Here is a 14,358-nt window from a genome sequence, read left to right as displayed (position 1 = left end):
CCGCCATGAGGAGACGTGCCTACTTGATGGATGCGATCTTCGGCGCCGACTGTGTTGGGTGTGATTTCAGCTGCACGGTCACCGTGCTCGACAAGCCAGGACGCAATCGGGCTAGCGACGCCTGATCCGGGTCGAAACGAATGCGCACGGGTACGCGCTGGACGATCTTGGTGAAATTGCCCGTGCCGGGTTCGAACGGCAGCAAGGAGAACTGCGAGCCGGAGCCGGGGGCAAAGCTTTCCACGTGTCCGGTCAGCGTGACGCCTGGCAACGCATCGACTTCGACGCGCGCGGGCTGGCCTGCCGTCATGTGCGCTGTCTGGGTTTCCTTGAAGTTGGCGATGACGTACAGCTGGCGCAGCGGCACCACCGTGAACAAACGAGTCCCTGGCTGCACATAATCGCCCGGCTCGACTTGGCGGTCGCCGACGACGCCGTCGATGGGGGCGCGGATCAAGGTGTTGGTCTGATCTTGCCGGGCCAGGTTCAACGCGGCCTGCGCGCTGGCCACGGCGGCTTCGGCCTGGGCCAGGTTGGCTTCCAGCGTGAGTCGCTTGGCGTGAGTCACCGCCGCCTGGTCGCGACTGACCGATAGCTCGGCGCGGCTGCGTTCGGCGTTGGCCTGCGCCGTCACTGCCGCCGTGCGGAACTGGTCGGCATCGCGCCGTGCTACGGCGCCGCTGGCGATCAGGTTGTCATAACGTTGCTGATCGGCGATGGCCAGCGTCCGCTGCGCCTCTGAGGAGCGGATGGAGGTTTGCGCGGCACGCACGCTCGAAGAAGCGAGTTGCTCCTCCGCATTCAATGCGATCAGCGCCGCTTGGGCTGCGGCGACTGTGGCTTGTGAGTTCTGCACGGTGGCGATGGCCGTAGCGACTCGCGCATCGAATTCTTCCGGGTCAATCCGCAGCAGCGGATCGCCACGCTTGACGGGCTGATCGTGCTGCACCAGCACCTCGGCGACCAGGCCTCGCACCTTGGGCGCCACCACGGAGCTATCGGCCTGCAAGTAGGCATTGTCAGTGGAGACGGTGGCTTTCGGTGTCGCAATGTACAGAACGCCACCGAGGGCGACGACGAGGGCGGTCATGGCGACAAAGAGCGGCTTGCGCGTCAAGGGCGTGCGTTCTCTGCGTGGTGCGTCAGGCATGCTGGTTTGATTCGCTGCTTCTGGTGTCGTCGACGTACTCATGCGCTTGTCTCTAAACCTAGACGCTGCTTAATCAGCCGACGCGAATCGGCGAGGATGGCGTTGGAGCGCTTGGCATCGGGCTCGATGCGTGCCAGCGAGAGTGCGCCAACCAGCTCCGCCATCATCGAGCGGACTTCCGCGATCGCATCGCCATGACCAAGTGCAGTCAGCATGTCGCCCAATGCCGTCACGAGACTCCGCGTGCCGTCGGCAAACTGACTGCGCGACGCCTCGGACAATCGCGGCAGATCCGAAGCCATCGCCGCCATCGGGCAGCCGGAGGCACGCGCGTCACGATGCTTTTTCGACAGATAGAAATCGACATAGGCCGCCAGCCCTTCGGCCGGTCCGCGTCCCTTTGTCTCATGTTGGAGGCGCGCACGGGCCTCATGGAACATCTGCTCGATAGCCGCGGTGACCAGCTCATCTTTCGAGCGGAAATGGGCATAGAAACCGCCATGCGTCAGCCCGGCTTCCGCCATCACGGCAGCCACGCCGATGCGATCCGGGCCATCGGCACGAATGGCCTTGGCGGCAACCTGTAGCACCTTGGTGCGAGTGTTCTGTTTGTGTTCGGCGGCGTAACGCATCGGCGGGTCACTCTTGTAGCATGACGTGCATCATACTATTGTCGCCGGGCGACGCAAGAGGCGCCTGTGACCCGCACCAAGCTATCGAGAACACCGGCATGACCCTGCGTAGCCCTACCTTTGTCGCGCCTGCGGATCTGCCACTGGCACGCAAATACCTGATCTTCGGGATCATGGCGTTCGGCCAGTTCATGGCCTTGATCGACATCCAGATCGTCGCCGCATCGCTCAATGAAGTGCAGGCCGGCCTATCCGCCGGGCCGGACGAAATCAACTGGGTGCAGACCGGTTATCTGATGGCCGAGCTGGTGATGATTCCGTTCGCCGCGTTTCTTGCGCAGGCGTTGTCGACGCGCTGGCTGTTCGCTCTCTCCGCGGGGCTGTTCACCCTTGCCAGCGCACTGTGCGGCATGGCTTGGGATATCCAGTCGATGACTGTGTTTCGCGTGATCCAGGGTTTTGTCGGCGGCGCCATGGTGCCCACGGTGTTCGCCACCGGCTTCGCGCTGTTCAGCGGCAAGCAGCGGGCGATGATCCCGGCCATCCTCGGTATGGTCTCGGTACTGGCCCCCACGCTTGGCCCGACCGTGGGCGGGTGGCTGACGGACACCATCGGCTGGCGTTCGATCTTCTACGTCAACATCGTGCCCGGCATCCTGGTGACCGTGCTGTCGGTGCTGGTCGTCAAAGTGGATCGCTCCAATCTGGCCATGCTCAAGCGCATCGATTATGTGCACTTGATCGCCATGGCCGTGTTCCTCGGCGGCCTCGAGTACGTACTGGAGGAAGGGCCTCGCCACGAATGGCTGGGGGATCCCGCCATCGCCACAGCGGCATGGTTGTCGTTCGTTGGTTTTCTGCTTTTTCTGGAGCGCTCGTTCCGATCCGCCGGGCCGATCGTCAAACTGTCGCCGTTTCGCAAACCCACCTTTGTGTTTGCCTGCCTCTTCAGTCTGGTCATTGGCTTTGGACTGTACTCGGCTACCTATCTGATCCCGGTGTTTCTCGGCCGCGTGCGGGATTACAACAGCCTGCAGATCGGCACCACCGTCTTCATCACCGGCATCGCACAGATATTGAGCACCGTAGTGGCCGCGCGGCTGTCGCAGCGAATCGACGCGCGCTGGATGATCAGCATCGGCCTGCTCCTGTTCGCCGGCAGCCTATGGTTGTTCTCGGACATGACGTCCGAATGGGGCTTCGCCGCGCTGTTCTGGCCGCAGGCCCTGCGCGGTTTCGCCATCATGCTGTGCATTGTTCCCAGCGTGAACATGGCTCTGTCTGGCTTCGCTATGGCCGAGCTTCGTTACGCGTCGGGTTTGTTCAATTTGATGCGCAATCTCGGCGGCGCCATCGGCATCGCTGTGGTCAATACATGGTTGCAGGATCAAACCCGCATTCACGTCGCACGTATGGGCGAAAGTCTCGGCGAGGCAGGGCGGCATGCCCCCGATGTGATCGCTGAACTGGCCAACCGAATCAACCAGGTCACTCCGGATATTGCGCATGCGTGGCTCATGGCACAGGCCGAGTTGGGTCGGCTCGCCTCACGCAACGCATTGACCCTGGCTTTTGATGATGTCTTCCGCCTCATGGCCTGGATGTTTCTTACCGCGCTGGTGATGGTGCCGTTCTGCCGAATGCCTGCCGCGCCGCCTGCTGCGCCACCACCCGATGCTCACTAGAGACGTAGCCAATCCTCTGTCTGGCTGGCACCGACAAAGACACCTCTAGCCGATGACTGCCCCGGGCACCGGGTTGCTGAAATCCTCCGGCGCCAGCTTCTGCGTCAACCGGAATACACCCTCGTGCACCTTGCGTGGCAGCACCACGTCGAGCACGGTGGTTTGATGCGGCCCCCAGGCGGTGAACAGATCGTCGCCGGTATCCATCGATGCCAACGCGTGATGGACCAGTCCATCCAGGTCGAGCGGTTGCACGCTGGCGGTGTAGGGGCGGTGGCCGCTGATCGCCGCACGCAGCGTCTTGCGGCTGTTGGTCGGATCGGCCACGCGATGGTCACCGGCGAGCAGGGCATGGTTGAGGAAGAACGAGATCACGTTGGGTGTACGGCTGTTGGCCTGCCGGTCCAGCATGAAGCCTTGCGGCATCCAGTCTGGATTCGGCGGTGTGCCGGCGGAAAGCAGAAAGCGGCTGTCCTGCAACGTTTCGCCAGCTTCGTCGGTGAGGCGCACGATCAGCAGGCTGCGCGGATCGTGAATATGCACGCGCGGCGAGAATGGGCCGACCGGTTCCAGCTCGACCTTGTCCGCATCGCGTTGCGCGTTCTCCGCCTCGAAGGCGTCACACAGCTGCGCGTAGCTGGCGCTATCGACTACGCGCAGGCAGCGCAGCACCGCATCCACCGTAGTAGCGGGCGCGGCGGCCATGATGCCTTGCGCATCTCCCGAGTGTGACGCGCCGGGAATCAGCTTGAACGCGCTACGCGGTGCACGCGTGAGATTGAGCGACAGCGTGTCACCATTCGCGGTGAATGCCTTGCGCGTGAACACTGCGTGGCAAGCATTGAGGTTGGCCGCGGCGATGCGCACCACACCATCCGAACCGTCCTCGCCGGTGTAGCTGTTGATGTGGTCGTACATCGAGCGATCGGGTCGATCGCCGGTAAGCACGAACAGGAACTGCCCCTTATCCGCGGGATCCCCACCGTGGATGTGATCGATATTGAGCGACAGCGACGCCGCGCTACCCAACGCCAACCAGTCGAGAATCCGCTGACCCGGTTCCACCCCATTCCACCAGGAGCGCATACGCCCCAGCACGCTCTTGCCGATCTGGGCGAGCGCTGAGCCGAAATTGGCTGGTGCCAGCATCACCAGATGGCTGAGGCGGATCGTGCTGTATGCCCCAGGCTTCTCGCGTTGCGCACGTAACCATTCGCGTACCACCGGCCCGCCGGTGGAATGCGTAACGCAGGCGAAACTGGCATCGATCAGGTGCAGATCGCGCAGCGCATGATCGAAAGCGCGCACCAGATCGCCCATCGTCACGGCATCGTCGAAACTGACGTATTCCGAAAGCCACAGATCGGCCACGTCAAGCACCATACCGCTAGCGACGGCCTGTTGCTGGAGACGCTGGGGCAGGGCGCCGTAGGTTGAAGTGTTGGTAACGCTCCAGCCGTGGACGAAAACCAATGTGGTCATGGTTCGGTTCCGTGTGGGGCGTTGAGTATCTCTGATTGTTGTGATGTCAGGGAGAGATGACGTTTCTACTTCGTCACCCCGGCGTAGGCCGGGGTCCAGTGGCGTCGTCGCTCGATGTTTGCGTAGTCGCGACCGGGCTCGCCTGCCGCGGGCTTCCGTCCTCCTGCCGGAGGCCGGGTCACTTTCTCTTGCTTGCCCAAGAGAAAGTAACCAAAGAGAAGGGCACCCCGGTTCCGCGCCCTCCGGCTTCGCCTGCGGGCTCGTGAGGGCTGGCCGGGCTTTTCGACACGACGTCCCTGTCGTGTCGAAAAGGCATCGACGTCCTGTCGATGCCCCCCTTCGGGGCCTGATCGTCCAACCCTCACCGCTGCACAGGGGACTTGGAGATCAAGAGCAACATCAAGAGCGAGAGCGGCACGCTGTTGCGTGCCGCTCTGCCAACTTTGGTTGGCATCACTCCTTCATATCCTCCAATTCCATGCCCTTTGTCTCGCGCACAGAGACAAGCACAAACACCAACGACACCACCGCAAACAGCGCATACAACCCGTAAGCGAAGCTCAACCCCATCTCCGCCAGCGACGGAAAACTGCTGGTGATCGCAAAATTCGCCAGCCACTGCGCCGAAGCCGCCACCGCCAGCGCAATCGCGCGAATACGATTGGGGAACATCTCCCCCAGCAGCACCCACACCATCGGTCCCCAGCTCAAACCGAAAAACACCACGTAGGCATTCGCCGCGATCAACGCCAAGATGCCCCACGGTGCCGGCAGGCTAAGCGTCGCGCCGTTGCCGGTGGCTTGCGAGAAACACCAGGCCATCAAGCCCAGAGTGATCGCCATGCCGGCCGAGCCGATGACGAGCAGCGGCTTGCGGCCGATGCGGTCCACCAGTGCAATCGCTACCAGGGTCACCAGCACGTTCACGACCGAGGTGGCGACGGTGATCGAGAACGCATCGGCCTCGCTGAAGCCCACGGAGTGCCACAGCGTGGACGAGTAGTAGAAGATCACGTTGATGCCGACGAACTGCTGGAACACCGACAGCAGGATGCCGATCCACACCACGGGTAGCAGGCCGGCGTGCGGGCCGCGCAGATCGCGCAGGCGAGGGCGGTATTCGGAGCGCAGGCTCTGCTCGATATCGACCAGTTTGTGATCGAGTGCGCGTTCATCGCGCAGGTCCAGCACCTGACGCAGCACGTCCTTCGCTTCAGCCAAGCGGCCCTTGGCTACCAGATGGCGCGGCGACTCCGGCACGCCCAGCACCAGGGAGCCATAGATCAGGGCAGGGACCACGGCGACCAGAAACATCCAGCGCCACGCGGCCAGGCCGAACCACAGCGGCTGCGACGCGCCACCCGCGGTGCTCGCCAGCCAAGCGTCGCTGAGCAGGGCGGCGAAGATGCCGAGCACGATGGCCAGTTGCTGCAGTGAGCCGAGACGGCCGCGCACCTGCGCTGGCGATACTTCGGCGATGTAGGTCGGTGCGATCACCGAAGCCATGCCGACACCGATGCCGCCAACTACGCGCCATAAGATCAAGTCCCACACGCCAGACACCAGTCCGGAACCCAGCGCACTCAACGCCAGCAACACCGCAGCGACCTGCATCGTGCGCACGCGGCCCCAGCGGTCGGCCAGCGGGCCGGCATACCAGGCGCCTAGCGCGGAGCCGAGCAGGGCGCAGGACACAGGACACGGCGAAACCGATCCGGCCGGCGCCAAGGCCGAAGCTGCCACGCACGGCATCCACTGCGCCGTTGATCACCGCGGTATCGAAGCCGAAAAGAAACCCGCCGATGGCCGCGGCGGCTGCAATCAGCACCACCCGCGTTGTGGCGCGTTGCTCCAACCCCTGGGTGACATCCACTGCGCTCATCGTGCTCTCCCCGGCATCCCGCGTATGAATAAAAAGTGCGGCCGATTCTGCGCTGCGCGCGGCAGTGGAGTGCATGAATACGTATGCAGCGGATGGTGCTTCGCAGCAATCCATGGCGCCAGTAGTGAGGAGGTGCGGCGCTTGCTCGCGTGTGTTCCGGTTTAAGCTGCGCGCTTCGTCTGACGGAACGAGGCGGTTATGACTTTGCTGGTGTTCGTGTTGCTGGGGCTGCTGGGGTTTGCGCTTGGACGTCTGAAACGCCGCGGCTTGGGCCGTGTCTGTTACGCGCTGGCACTGCTGTTTTTTTGGGGTGTGGGTTGCGGCGCGGTGCCGTCGTGGATGTCACGGGATCTGCAAGGCGACTACGCCAGCGCGGCACCAGCAAACTGGCCTGCGCGCAGCGCGATCGTATTGTTGGGTGCCGGTACGTTTCGTGACGAGGCGCATGGCCGCCTGGAGCCGAGCTACTTCGCTAACGGGCGCATCCTCACCGCCGTGATGCTCTATCGCGAATGCCGCGCGGCGGGTGGCGATTGCAAAGTGCTGGTCAGCGGAGGCGACGCCCAGGATCACGGCGCGCCGGAGGCCGAGGTGTATCGCGACGCGTTGCTGCGCGCCGATATTCCGGCTACGGACTTGATCGTCGAATCACGCAGCCTCAGCACCTGGCAGAACGCCCAGTTCAGCAAGCCCTTGCTGGAGGCGGACGCTGCGCAGCGCGTGTTGCTGGTGACCTCTGGTACGCATCTGCGGCGTAGCCTGCTGTACTTCGCCCATTTCGGCCTGCACCCGGTGCCGGTGCGCGGCGATTACGTCACGCCGATGTGGTCGTTCTATCCGGTGGCGTGGAACTTCACCGTGGCCGATGCGGCCTTGCATGAGTACGTCGGTATTGCGCGTTACCACGTGTACAACGCGATAGGGTGGAATGCGCCGAAGGCGAGTGCGGCTGCTGGTCAGCCGTGATCCGACGAGAAGGGCCACTTCACGATGAAGTGGCCCGTTACCCTTACGCAGCCTTTTTCAACGAAGCGATGTCGATCACGAAGCGATAGCGCACGTCGCTCTTGAGCATGCGCTCGTAGGCGTGGTTGATGTTCTGGATGTCGATCATCTCCACGTCGCTGGCGATGCCGTGCTCGGCGCAAAAATCCAGCATCTCCTGCGTTTCGGCGATGCCGCCGATGGCCGAGCCGGCGATGGAGCGGCGTCCCAGGATCACGGCTGCGGATTGCACCGCCGGCTCGATCGGTTCGAGCAGGCCGACCAGCACCAGGGTGCCGTTGAGGCTCAGAGTCAGCAGGTAGGGGTTGAGGTCGTGCGGGCTGGGCACGGTGTCCAGGATGAAATCGAACTGGCGGGTCACCGCGGCCATCTGCGCCGGATCGGTGGAGAGCACCACGTGATCCGCGCCCAAACGACGCGCTTCGGTTTCCTTGCCCGGCGAGCGGGTGAACAGGGTGACGTCCGCGCCCATCGCCTTGGCGAACTTCAGGCCCATGTGGCCGAGGCCGCCCAGGCCGATCACCGCCACTTTGCTGCCCTTGCCGATCTTCCAATGGCGCAGTGGCGACCAGGTGGTGATGCCGGCGCACAGCAGCGGTGCGGCCGCTTTCGGGTCGAGCTTGTCCGAGATGCTCACCACGAACTTGTCGGACACCACAATGCGTTCGGAGTAGCCACCGAAGGTCGGCAGTTTGTCGCGACGGTCTTTGTCGTTATAGGTCCAGGTAGCGCCTTCGACGCAGTACTGCTCCAGGCCCTCGCCGCAGGCAGCGCACTGCTGGCAGGAATCGACCATGCAGCCGACGCCGACCATGTCGCCGACCTTGAATTTGCCGACCTGCGCGCCGACCGCGCTGACTTTGCCGATGATTTCGTGGCCCGGCACCATCGGGTAGATGCTGCCGCCCCACTCGTTGCGGGCCTGGTGGATGTCGGAGTGGCAGACGCCACAGTAGAGGATGTCGATCACCACATCGTCCGGGCGCGGGTCGCGACGCTCGAAGCGGTGCGCGGCCAGCGGGGTGGTGGCCGATGGGGCGGCGTAGCCATGAATGGTCAGGGCCATGCGTTTCTCCTTCAGGTTCAGAGGGGCGGCAAAGGTAAAAGTATGGGCGGGGGATACACGGCGCAGGTAGCCGAATACTGCGGGATCGTTGCCCGATCCTGCAAAGCTGGTGGCCGGTGCTCGCCTTGCTTCAGAGGAACAGGCAATCTTGCACCATCGCCCTTCAGGTCGAAGCCATGAATCCCAAGACCTTGCCCGTCGATGTCCCTTCGCGCCTGCAGCAGGACTGCGAGGAATTGACAGCCATCGTTGAACGATACACGCCGACCGTGGGCGTGCATGCCACGGCCTGGGAGCCGCTCAGCTTCTTCCGTGCGGACTCGGCCGGGGCACCGACCTGCGCGATGTACGAGCCGGGCCTGGGCCTGGCTTTGCAAGGTGCCAAGCAGATCCACCTGGGACAGGAAACCTTCGTCCACCAGCCGGCCTCGTACCTGGTGACCTCGGTCGACGTGCCAGTGTCCTCACAAGTGCTGCGCGCCACGCCGGAACAACCCTGCCTGTGCCTGACCTTCCGCTTCGACCTGCGGCACATCCGCGAACTGCTGCCGGAAGTGAAGCCGGTGCGTGCGGCGGTCGGCTCGTTCTGTGGACTTGCGTTGAGCCCGTTGGACGGCCATCTGCTCGATCCGCTATTGCGCCTGGCACGCCTGCTGGATGCGCCGCAGGACCTGCGCATGCTGGGCCCGCTGATCGAACGCGAACTGATGTACCGCTTGCTGACCGGCGAGCAGGGCGCGCGCCTTGCCCAGATCGCCACTTCCGGCAGCCAGGGACACCAGGTGTCGCGAGCCATTCAGTGGTTGCGCGAGTGCTACGACCGGCCCCTGCGCATCGATGAGCTGGCAGCACAGGTGAATATGAGTGCGTCCTCATTGCATCACCACTTTCGCTCGATGACGGCGATGAGCCCCTTGCAATACCAGAAGCAATTGCGTCTGCAAGAGGCGCGCCGTTTATTGATTGCGGAGCGTTGCGACGTGGCGACGGCGGCGCATCGCGTGGGTTACGAGAGCCCGTCGCAGTTCAGCCGGGAATACAGTCGACATTTCGGTGCGCCACCGTTGCGGGATGTGAGTCGGTTGCGGCTGACAGAAGCGGAATCTGTCGCATAGGCCACGCCAGGTTGCCGCTGTAGGAGCGCACCCTGTGCGCGACAAACCGGCAGGACTGCCGGTTTGCGCGGCGCAAGCCGCCTGCAGGGTGAGGGCCAGGGATGGCCCGAGTGGAACGGCCCGACAGGGCCGCGCTCTGCTCGACAGCAGCCCTGCTAATGCAGGGCTTTCGCCCACAGGGTGGGCTCCTACAGTTCGCGCATCACCATCAAACGCAGCTCAGTCATATCCTCAATGGCATACCGCACACCCTCGCGGCCCACACCCGATAGCTTCACCCCGCCATACGGCATGTTGTCCACGCGGAAGCTGGGAATGTCGTTGACGATCACGCCGCCCTGGTCCAGTTCGTTCCATGCGCGCATGGCGTGCGCGAGGCTGTCGGTGAAGATGCCGGCCTGCAAGCCGTAGTCGGAATCGTTGACCATCGCGACGGCGTCGTCGAAATCCTTGAAGCGTGCGAGCAGGGCGAACGGGCCGAACGCTTCCAGGCGGTTCGCCTTGGTGTCGCTCGGCACGTCCTCCATCAGCGTGGCTTCCAGCATGGAGCCGTTGCGCTTGCCGCCGCACAGTATCTTGCCGCCAGCTTTGCGCGCTTCTTCGATCCAGCCTTGCAGGCGTTCGGCGGCAGCCTCGTCGATCATGGGGCCGAGGAAAGTGTCTTTCTTCTTCGGGTCGCCGGCCTTGAGCTTTTTCACGGCAGCGACCAGGCGCTTCTTCAGCTCGTCGTAGATCGCGTCGTGCGCATAGATGCGCTGCACGCTGATGCAGCTCTGGCCGGATTGGTAGAACGCGCCGAAGATCAGGCGGTCGATCACGCGGTCCAGGTGCGGGCCTTGATCCGCATCGATGATCACGGCCGCGTTGCCGCCCAGTTCCAGCGTCACCTTCTTATGGCCCGCCCGTGTCTTCAAATCCCAGCCGATCTGGCTGCCGGTGAACGACAACAGTTTGAAGCGCGGATCTTCCACCAGCGGGCCGGCGTGCTTGCCGTCCAGGTTGAGGATGGAGAACGCACCCTTGGGCAAGTCGGTCTCAGCCAGGATCTCGCCGATGATCAGTGCACCGATCGGCGTGCGCTCAGCGGGCTTGAGCACGAACGGACAGCCGGCGGCGATGGCCGGCGCCACCTTGTGCGCCACCAGATTGAGCGGAAAGTTGAAGGGCGTGATGAAGGACACCGGGCCCAACGGGACCCGCTTGGTGTAGCCGTGATAGCCGTCGAGGCGCTTGGCGATTTCCAGGTTGATGGTTTCGCCGTTGGTGCGCACCGATTCCTCGGCAGCGATGGTGAAGGTTTCGATGAGGCGAGTGACTTCGCCGGCGGAATCCTTGATCGGTTTGCCGGCTTCCACGCAGAGTGCGTAGGCCAGTTCGTCTCGGCGTTCGATGAAGCGCTGGACACAATGCTGCAGTACGGCCTGGCGTGCCCAGGGTTTGAACTCGCGCATCGGCACGGTGGCTTTCACCGCCGCGGCGATGGCTTGCTCGACGGCCTTGGCATCGGGCACGGCCACGCGCGTCGCCACTTTGCCGCTGTACTTGTCCAGCACGTCCATCTGCTCTTTCGAGGTTTGCGCCTTGTTGGCGAGGTAGTACGGGTATTTCTTGGCAAGCATGGGTAACGGCTCCCGGTGTCGATGGGTGCGATCAGACGGCCGCGCTCAGGCGGCGGATTTCTTCGTTGAGTATGCGGTGGTTGTCGCTGTAGTCGATGGCCAAGTCGATCAGATGCACGCCGCCCTGCGCGAATGCGCGCTCGAGCGTGGGCTGGAACTCGGCTGCGCTGGCCGGGCGATGGCCGTGTGCGCCATGGGCTTCGGCAAAGGCGACGAAATCCGGATTGCCGAATTGCATGCCGAAGTCGGCATAACCCATTTCGGCCTGCTTCCAGCGGATCATGCCGTAGGCGTCGTCGCGCAACAGCAAAATCACCAGATCCATCTTGAGCCGCACTGCGGTCTCCAGCTCCTGCGCATTCATCATGAAACCGCCGTCGCCGCAGATCGCCAGCACCTTGCGATCCGGGTACACCATCTTGGCGGCCATCGCCGAGGGCAGGCCCGCGCCCATGGTGGCGAGAGCGTTGTCCAGCAGTACGGTGTTGGGTTGGCGGGCGCGGTAATAGCGCGCGTACCAGATCTTGTACATGCCGTTGTCCAGGCACAGCACACCGTCGTCGGGCATATAGCGTCGGGTGTCAGCGACCAGCCGCACCGGGTGGATCGGGAAGCGCGGGTCATTGGCGTGTTCGTCGAGCTGCTGGGTGAAGGCCGTGCGCACCTTGTCGAAGAACTGGAAATGCCAGTGCGGCTGCGGCGCCAGTGCATCGGTGAGCCGCTCCACCGTGTGCGCGATATCGCCCACCACCTCGATTTGCGGGAAATACACCGTATCCACTTCCGCCGACGAGAAGTTGATATGGATGACTGTGCGCCGCCCCTTGTGCATAAAGAACGGCGGCTTCTCCACCACATCGTGGCCGACGTTGACGATGACATCGGCGGCGTCGATCGCGCGGTGCACGAAATCGCCATCGGACAAGGCGGCGTTACCCAGCCACAGCGGATGATCCTCATCCACCACGCCCTTGCCCATCTGGGTAGTGAAGAAGGGCAGGCCGAGTTTGTCGATAAAAGCGCGCAGCGCCACGGCCGTGCGTTGACGGTTGGCCGCGGCGCCGATCATCAGGACGGGATGGCGCGCGGTGCTGATCGCCTCGGCGGCCTGGACCAAGGCCCCCTCATCCGGTGCGGGGCGGCGGGCGTATTCGGTAGGCAGCAGGATCACTTCGTCGACTTCGTCGCGGGCGATGTCCTCGGGCAGTTCCAGATGCACGGCGCCGGGCCGTTCCTCCTCGGCGCGTCGGAACGCTTCGCGCACGCGGGCCGGGATGGTCGGCGCGGAGACCAGCTGGCGGGTGTATTTGGTCAGCGGCTTCATCATGTCCACGACATCGACCAGCTGGAACAAGCCCTGCTTGTGAGTGCGAATGGGCTTCTGGCCGGTGATCATCAGCATCGGCATGGCGCCGAGCTGGGCATAGGCCGCGGCGGTAACCAGGTTGGTGGCGCCGGGGCCAAGGGTGGCCAGCGCCACACCTGCTTCGCCGGTGAGCCGCCCCCAGGTGGCGGCCATGAAACCGGCGGCTTGTTCGTGGCGGGTGACGATCAGGCGGATCGGCGAATCCCGCAAAGCTTCAACCAGATCAAGATTCTCCTCGCCCGGTACGCCGAAGATGCTGTGTACGCCTTCGGCCTCCAGGGCTTTCACGAACAATGCCGCTGCCTTCATGCACTCACTCTCCGATGATGGAACACATGGCCGCGCAGGATGATGCACCGATCATTCAAAACGTGTGAGATCGATGACCGCCCTATGCAACGATAACGAGTAACGCCACGAAGCGATCGAGGTGAGTCTGCATGCCTTCCTCATCCGTCATGCCCGCGCTTTTCGTCGGCCACGGTTCGCCGATGAATGCTATCGAAGATAACGCCTTTCATCGCAGCTGGGCCGAGCTTGGGCGGCGTCTGCCCAGGCCTCGTGCCGTGCTGTGCGTTTCCGCACACTGGGAAACCCGTGGCGTGTATGTGACGGGTACGTCGGCACCGGAGACCATCCATGATTTCTACGGGTTTCCCGCAGCACTGTTCCAGGTTCGCTATCCGGCACCCGGTGATCCCGCGCTGGCTCGGCGAATCGCAAGCCTGGCCGAGGATGCGCATGTGCATGTGGACGCCGGGCGCGGCCTGGATCATGGCGCATGGAGCGTACTGCGCGCGATGTATCCCAAGGCCGATATCCCCGTGCTGCAGTTGAGCCTGGATGTGCGCCGTAGTGGTACGGAGCATTACCGGTTGGCCGCCTCGCTGGCGCCGCTGCGCGATGAGGGCATCCTGGTGCTGGCCAGCGGCAACATCGTCCACAACCTGGCCCTGTTCCGTTTCCACAGCCACGAGCAGCCAGCCTGGGCCTTGCGCTTTCGCACGGAGGTGAATGCCTGCATTGAGCAGCGCGACCACCGGGCGTTGTGCCAGTACGAAAACCTGGGTCCCGACGCTGCGCTGGCGATTCCGACGCCGGAACATTATCTACCGCTGCTTTATGCGCTGGCTCTGCAGCGGGATGGCGAGGCGGTGCAAATGTTCAACGACGAGGTGATCAGTGCGCTGTCGATGACGTCGTTGATTATTGGTGACGTGTGAGTGTGGAATTTCGATTGACTCTTCCCCACAAGTAGGGGGGGCATGAGCTCGCAACGACCTGCTCCCTCCCTTGCGTGCAGCAGGGGAGGGCTGGGGTGGGGTGAAGCCCCTCAATCTTGCAACGCCGTCGCAA

General features: G+C 63.5%; 10 protein-coding genes and 1 pseudogene. 4 read left to right on the top strand and 7 right to left on the bottom strand.

The window, feature by feature from the left end; all coding sequences use genetic code 11:
- Positions 1-19 precede the first annotated feature (19 nt).
- Positions 20-1,192: an HlyD family secretion protein gene (locus OUZ45_RS00535; RefSeq protein WP_266167917.1), complete on the bottom strand. Its 1,173-nt coding sequence runs from the start codon at positions 1,190-1,192 to the stop codon at positions 20-22.
- Positions 1,189-1,782, bottom strand: coding sequence for a TetR/AcrR family transcriptional regulator (locus OUZ45_RS00530; RefSeq protein WP_266167916.1), 594 nt, complete (start codon positions 1,780-1,782; stop codon positions 1,189-1,191). Before OUZ45_RS00530 ends, OUZ45_RS00535 begins: the two co-directional genes overlap by 4 nt.
- A 98-nt stretch (positions 1,783-1,880) precedes the next feature.
- Between OUZ45_RS00530 and OUZ45_RS00525 the strand changes: the two genes are divergently transcribed.
- Entirely contained in the window at positions 1,881-3,467 is a 1,587-nt protein-coding gene (locus OUZ45_RS00525; RefSeq protein ID WP_266167915.1) for a DHA2 family efflux MFS transporter permease subunit, read from the top strand.
- 45 nt (positions 3,468-3,512) lie between these two features.
- Here OUZ45_RS00525 and OUZ45_RS00520 read toward each other — a convergent pair whose 3' ends face one another.
- Together OUZ45_RS00520 and OUZ45_RS00515 are read right to left on the bottom strand one after the other, a co-directional pair.
- Entirely contained in the window at positions 3,513-4,949 is a 1,437-nt protein-coding gene (locus OUZ45_RS00520) for a lipase family protein (RefSeq protein WP_266167914.1), read from the bottom strand.
- A 453-nt stretch (positions 4,950-5,402) separates the two neighbouring features.
- A pseudogene (locus OUZ45_RS00515) lies at positions 5,403-6,831 on the bottom strand (sugar porter family MFS transporter).
- A 204-nt stretch (positions 6,832-7,035) separates the two neighbouring features.
- Here OUZ45_RS00515 and OUZ45_RS00510 point away from each other — a divergent pair.
- Entirely contained in the window at positions 7,036-7,797 is a 762-nt protein-coding gene (locus OUZ45_RS00510) for a YdcF family protein (RefSeq protein ID WP_425601658.1), read from the top strand.
- Positions 7,798-7,840: 43 nt separating this feature from the next.
- Here the strand turns inward: OUZ45_RS00510 and OUZ45_RS00505 are convergent, their stop codons facing one another.
- The gene (locus OUZ45_RS00505; RefSeq protein WP_266167912.1) at positions 7,841-8,902 is read right to left on the bottom strand and encodes an NAD(P)-dependent alcohol dehydrogenase; all 1,062 of its coding nucleotides are present in this window, start codon (positions 8,900-8,902) and stop codon (positions 7,841-7,843) included.
- Positions 8,903-9,078: 176 nt separating this feature from the next.
- Here OUZ45_RS00505 and OUZ45_RS00500 point away from each other — a divergent pair, with 176 nt between their 5' ends.
- On the top strand, positions 9,079-10,017 hold the full coding sequence (locus OUZ45_RS00500; protein WP_266167910.1) for an AraC family transcriptional regulator: 939 nt from the start codon (positions 9,079-9,081) through the stop codon (positions 10,015-10,017).
- 188 nt (positions 10,018-10,205) lie between these two features.
- Here OUZ45_RS00500 and OUZ45_RS00495 read toward each other — a convergent pair whose 3' ends face one another.
- On the bottom strand, positions 10,206-11,636 hold the full coding sequence (locus OUZ45_RS00495) for an aldehyde dehydrogenase family protein (RefSeq protein ID WP_266167908.1): 1,431 nt from the start codon (positions 11,634-11,636) through the stop codon (positions 10,206-10,208).
- A 31-nt stretch (positions 11,637-11,667) separates the two neighbouring features.
- On the bottom strand, positions 11,668-13,311 hold the full coding sequence (locus OUZ45_RS00490) for an acetolactate synthase large subunit (protein ID WP_266167907.1): 1,644 nt from the start codon (positions 13,309-13,311) through the stop codon (positions 11,668-11,670).
- A 131-nt stretch (positions 13,312-13,442) separates the two neighbouring features.
- Between OUZ45_RS00490 and ygiD the strand changes: the two genes are divergently transcribed.
- Positions 13,443-14,225 carry a 4,5-DOPA-extradiol-dioxygenase gene (ygiD, locus tag OUZ45_RS00485; RefSeq protein ID WP_323137496.1) on the top strand — a complete coding sequence of 261 codons (783 nt, stop codon included), beginning with the start codon at positions 13,443-13,445 and terminating at the stop codon, positions 14,223-14,225.
- The last annotated feature ends 133 nt before the right edge of the window (positions 14,226-14,358 follow it).

Source organism: Dyella subtropica (assembly GCF_026283965.1).
GTDB classification, from domain to species: Bacteria; Pseudomonadota; Gammaproteobacteria; order Xanthomonadales; family Rhodanobacteraceae; genus Dyella_D; species Dyella_D subtropica.
Note: the sequence above shows the minus strand (reverse complement) of the source record. Positions and strands in the feature narration are given on the sequence as shown.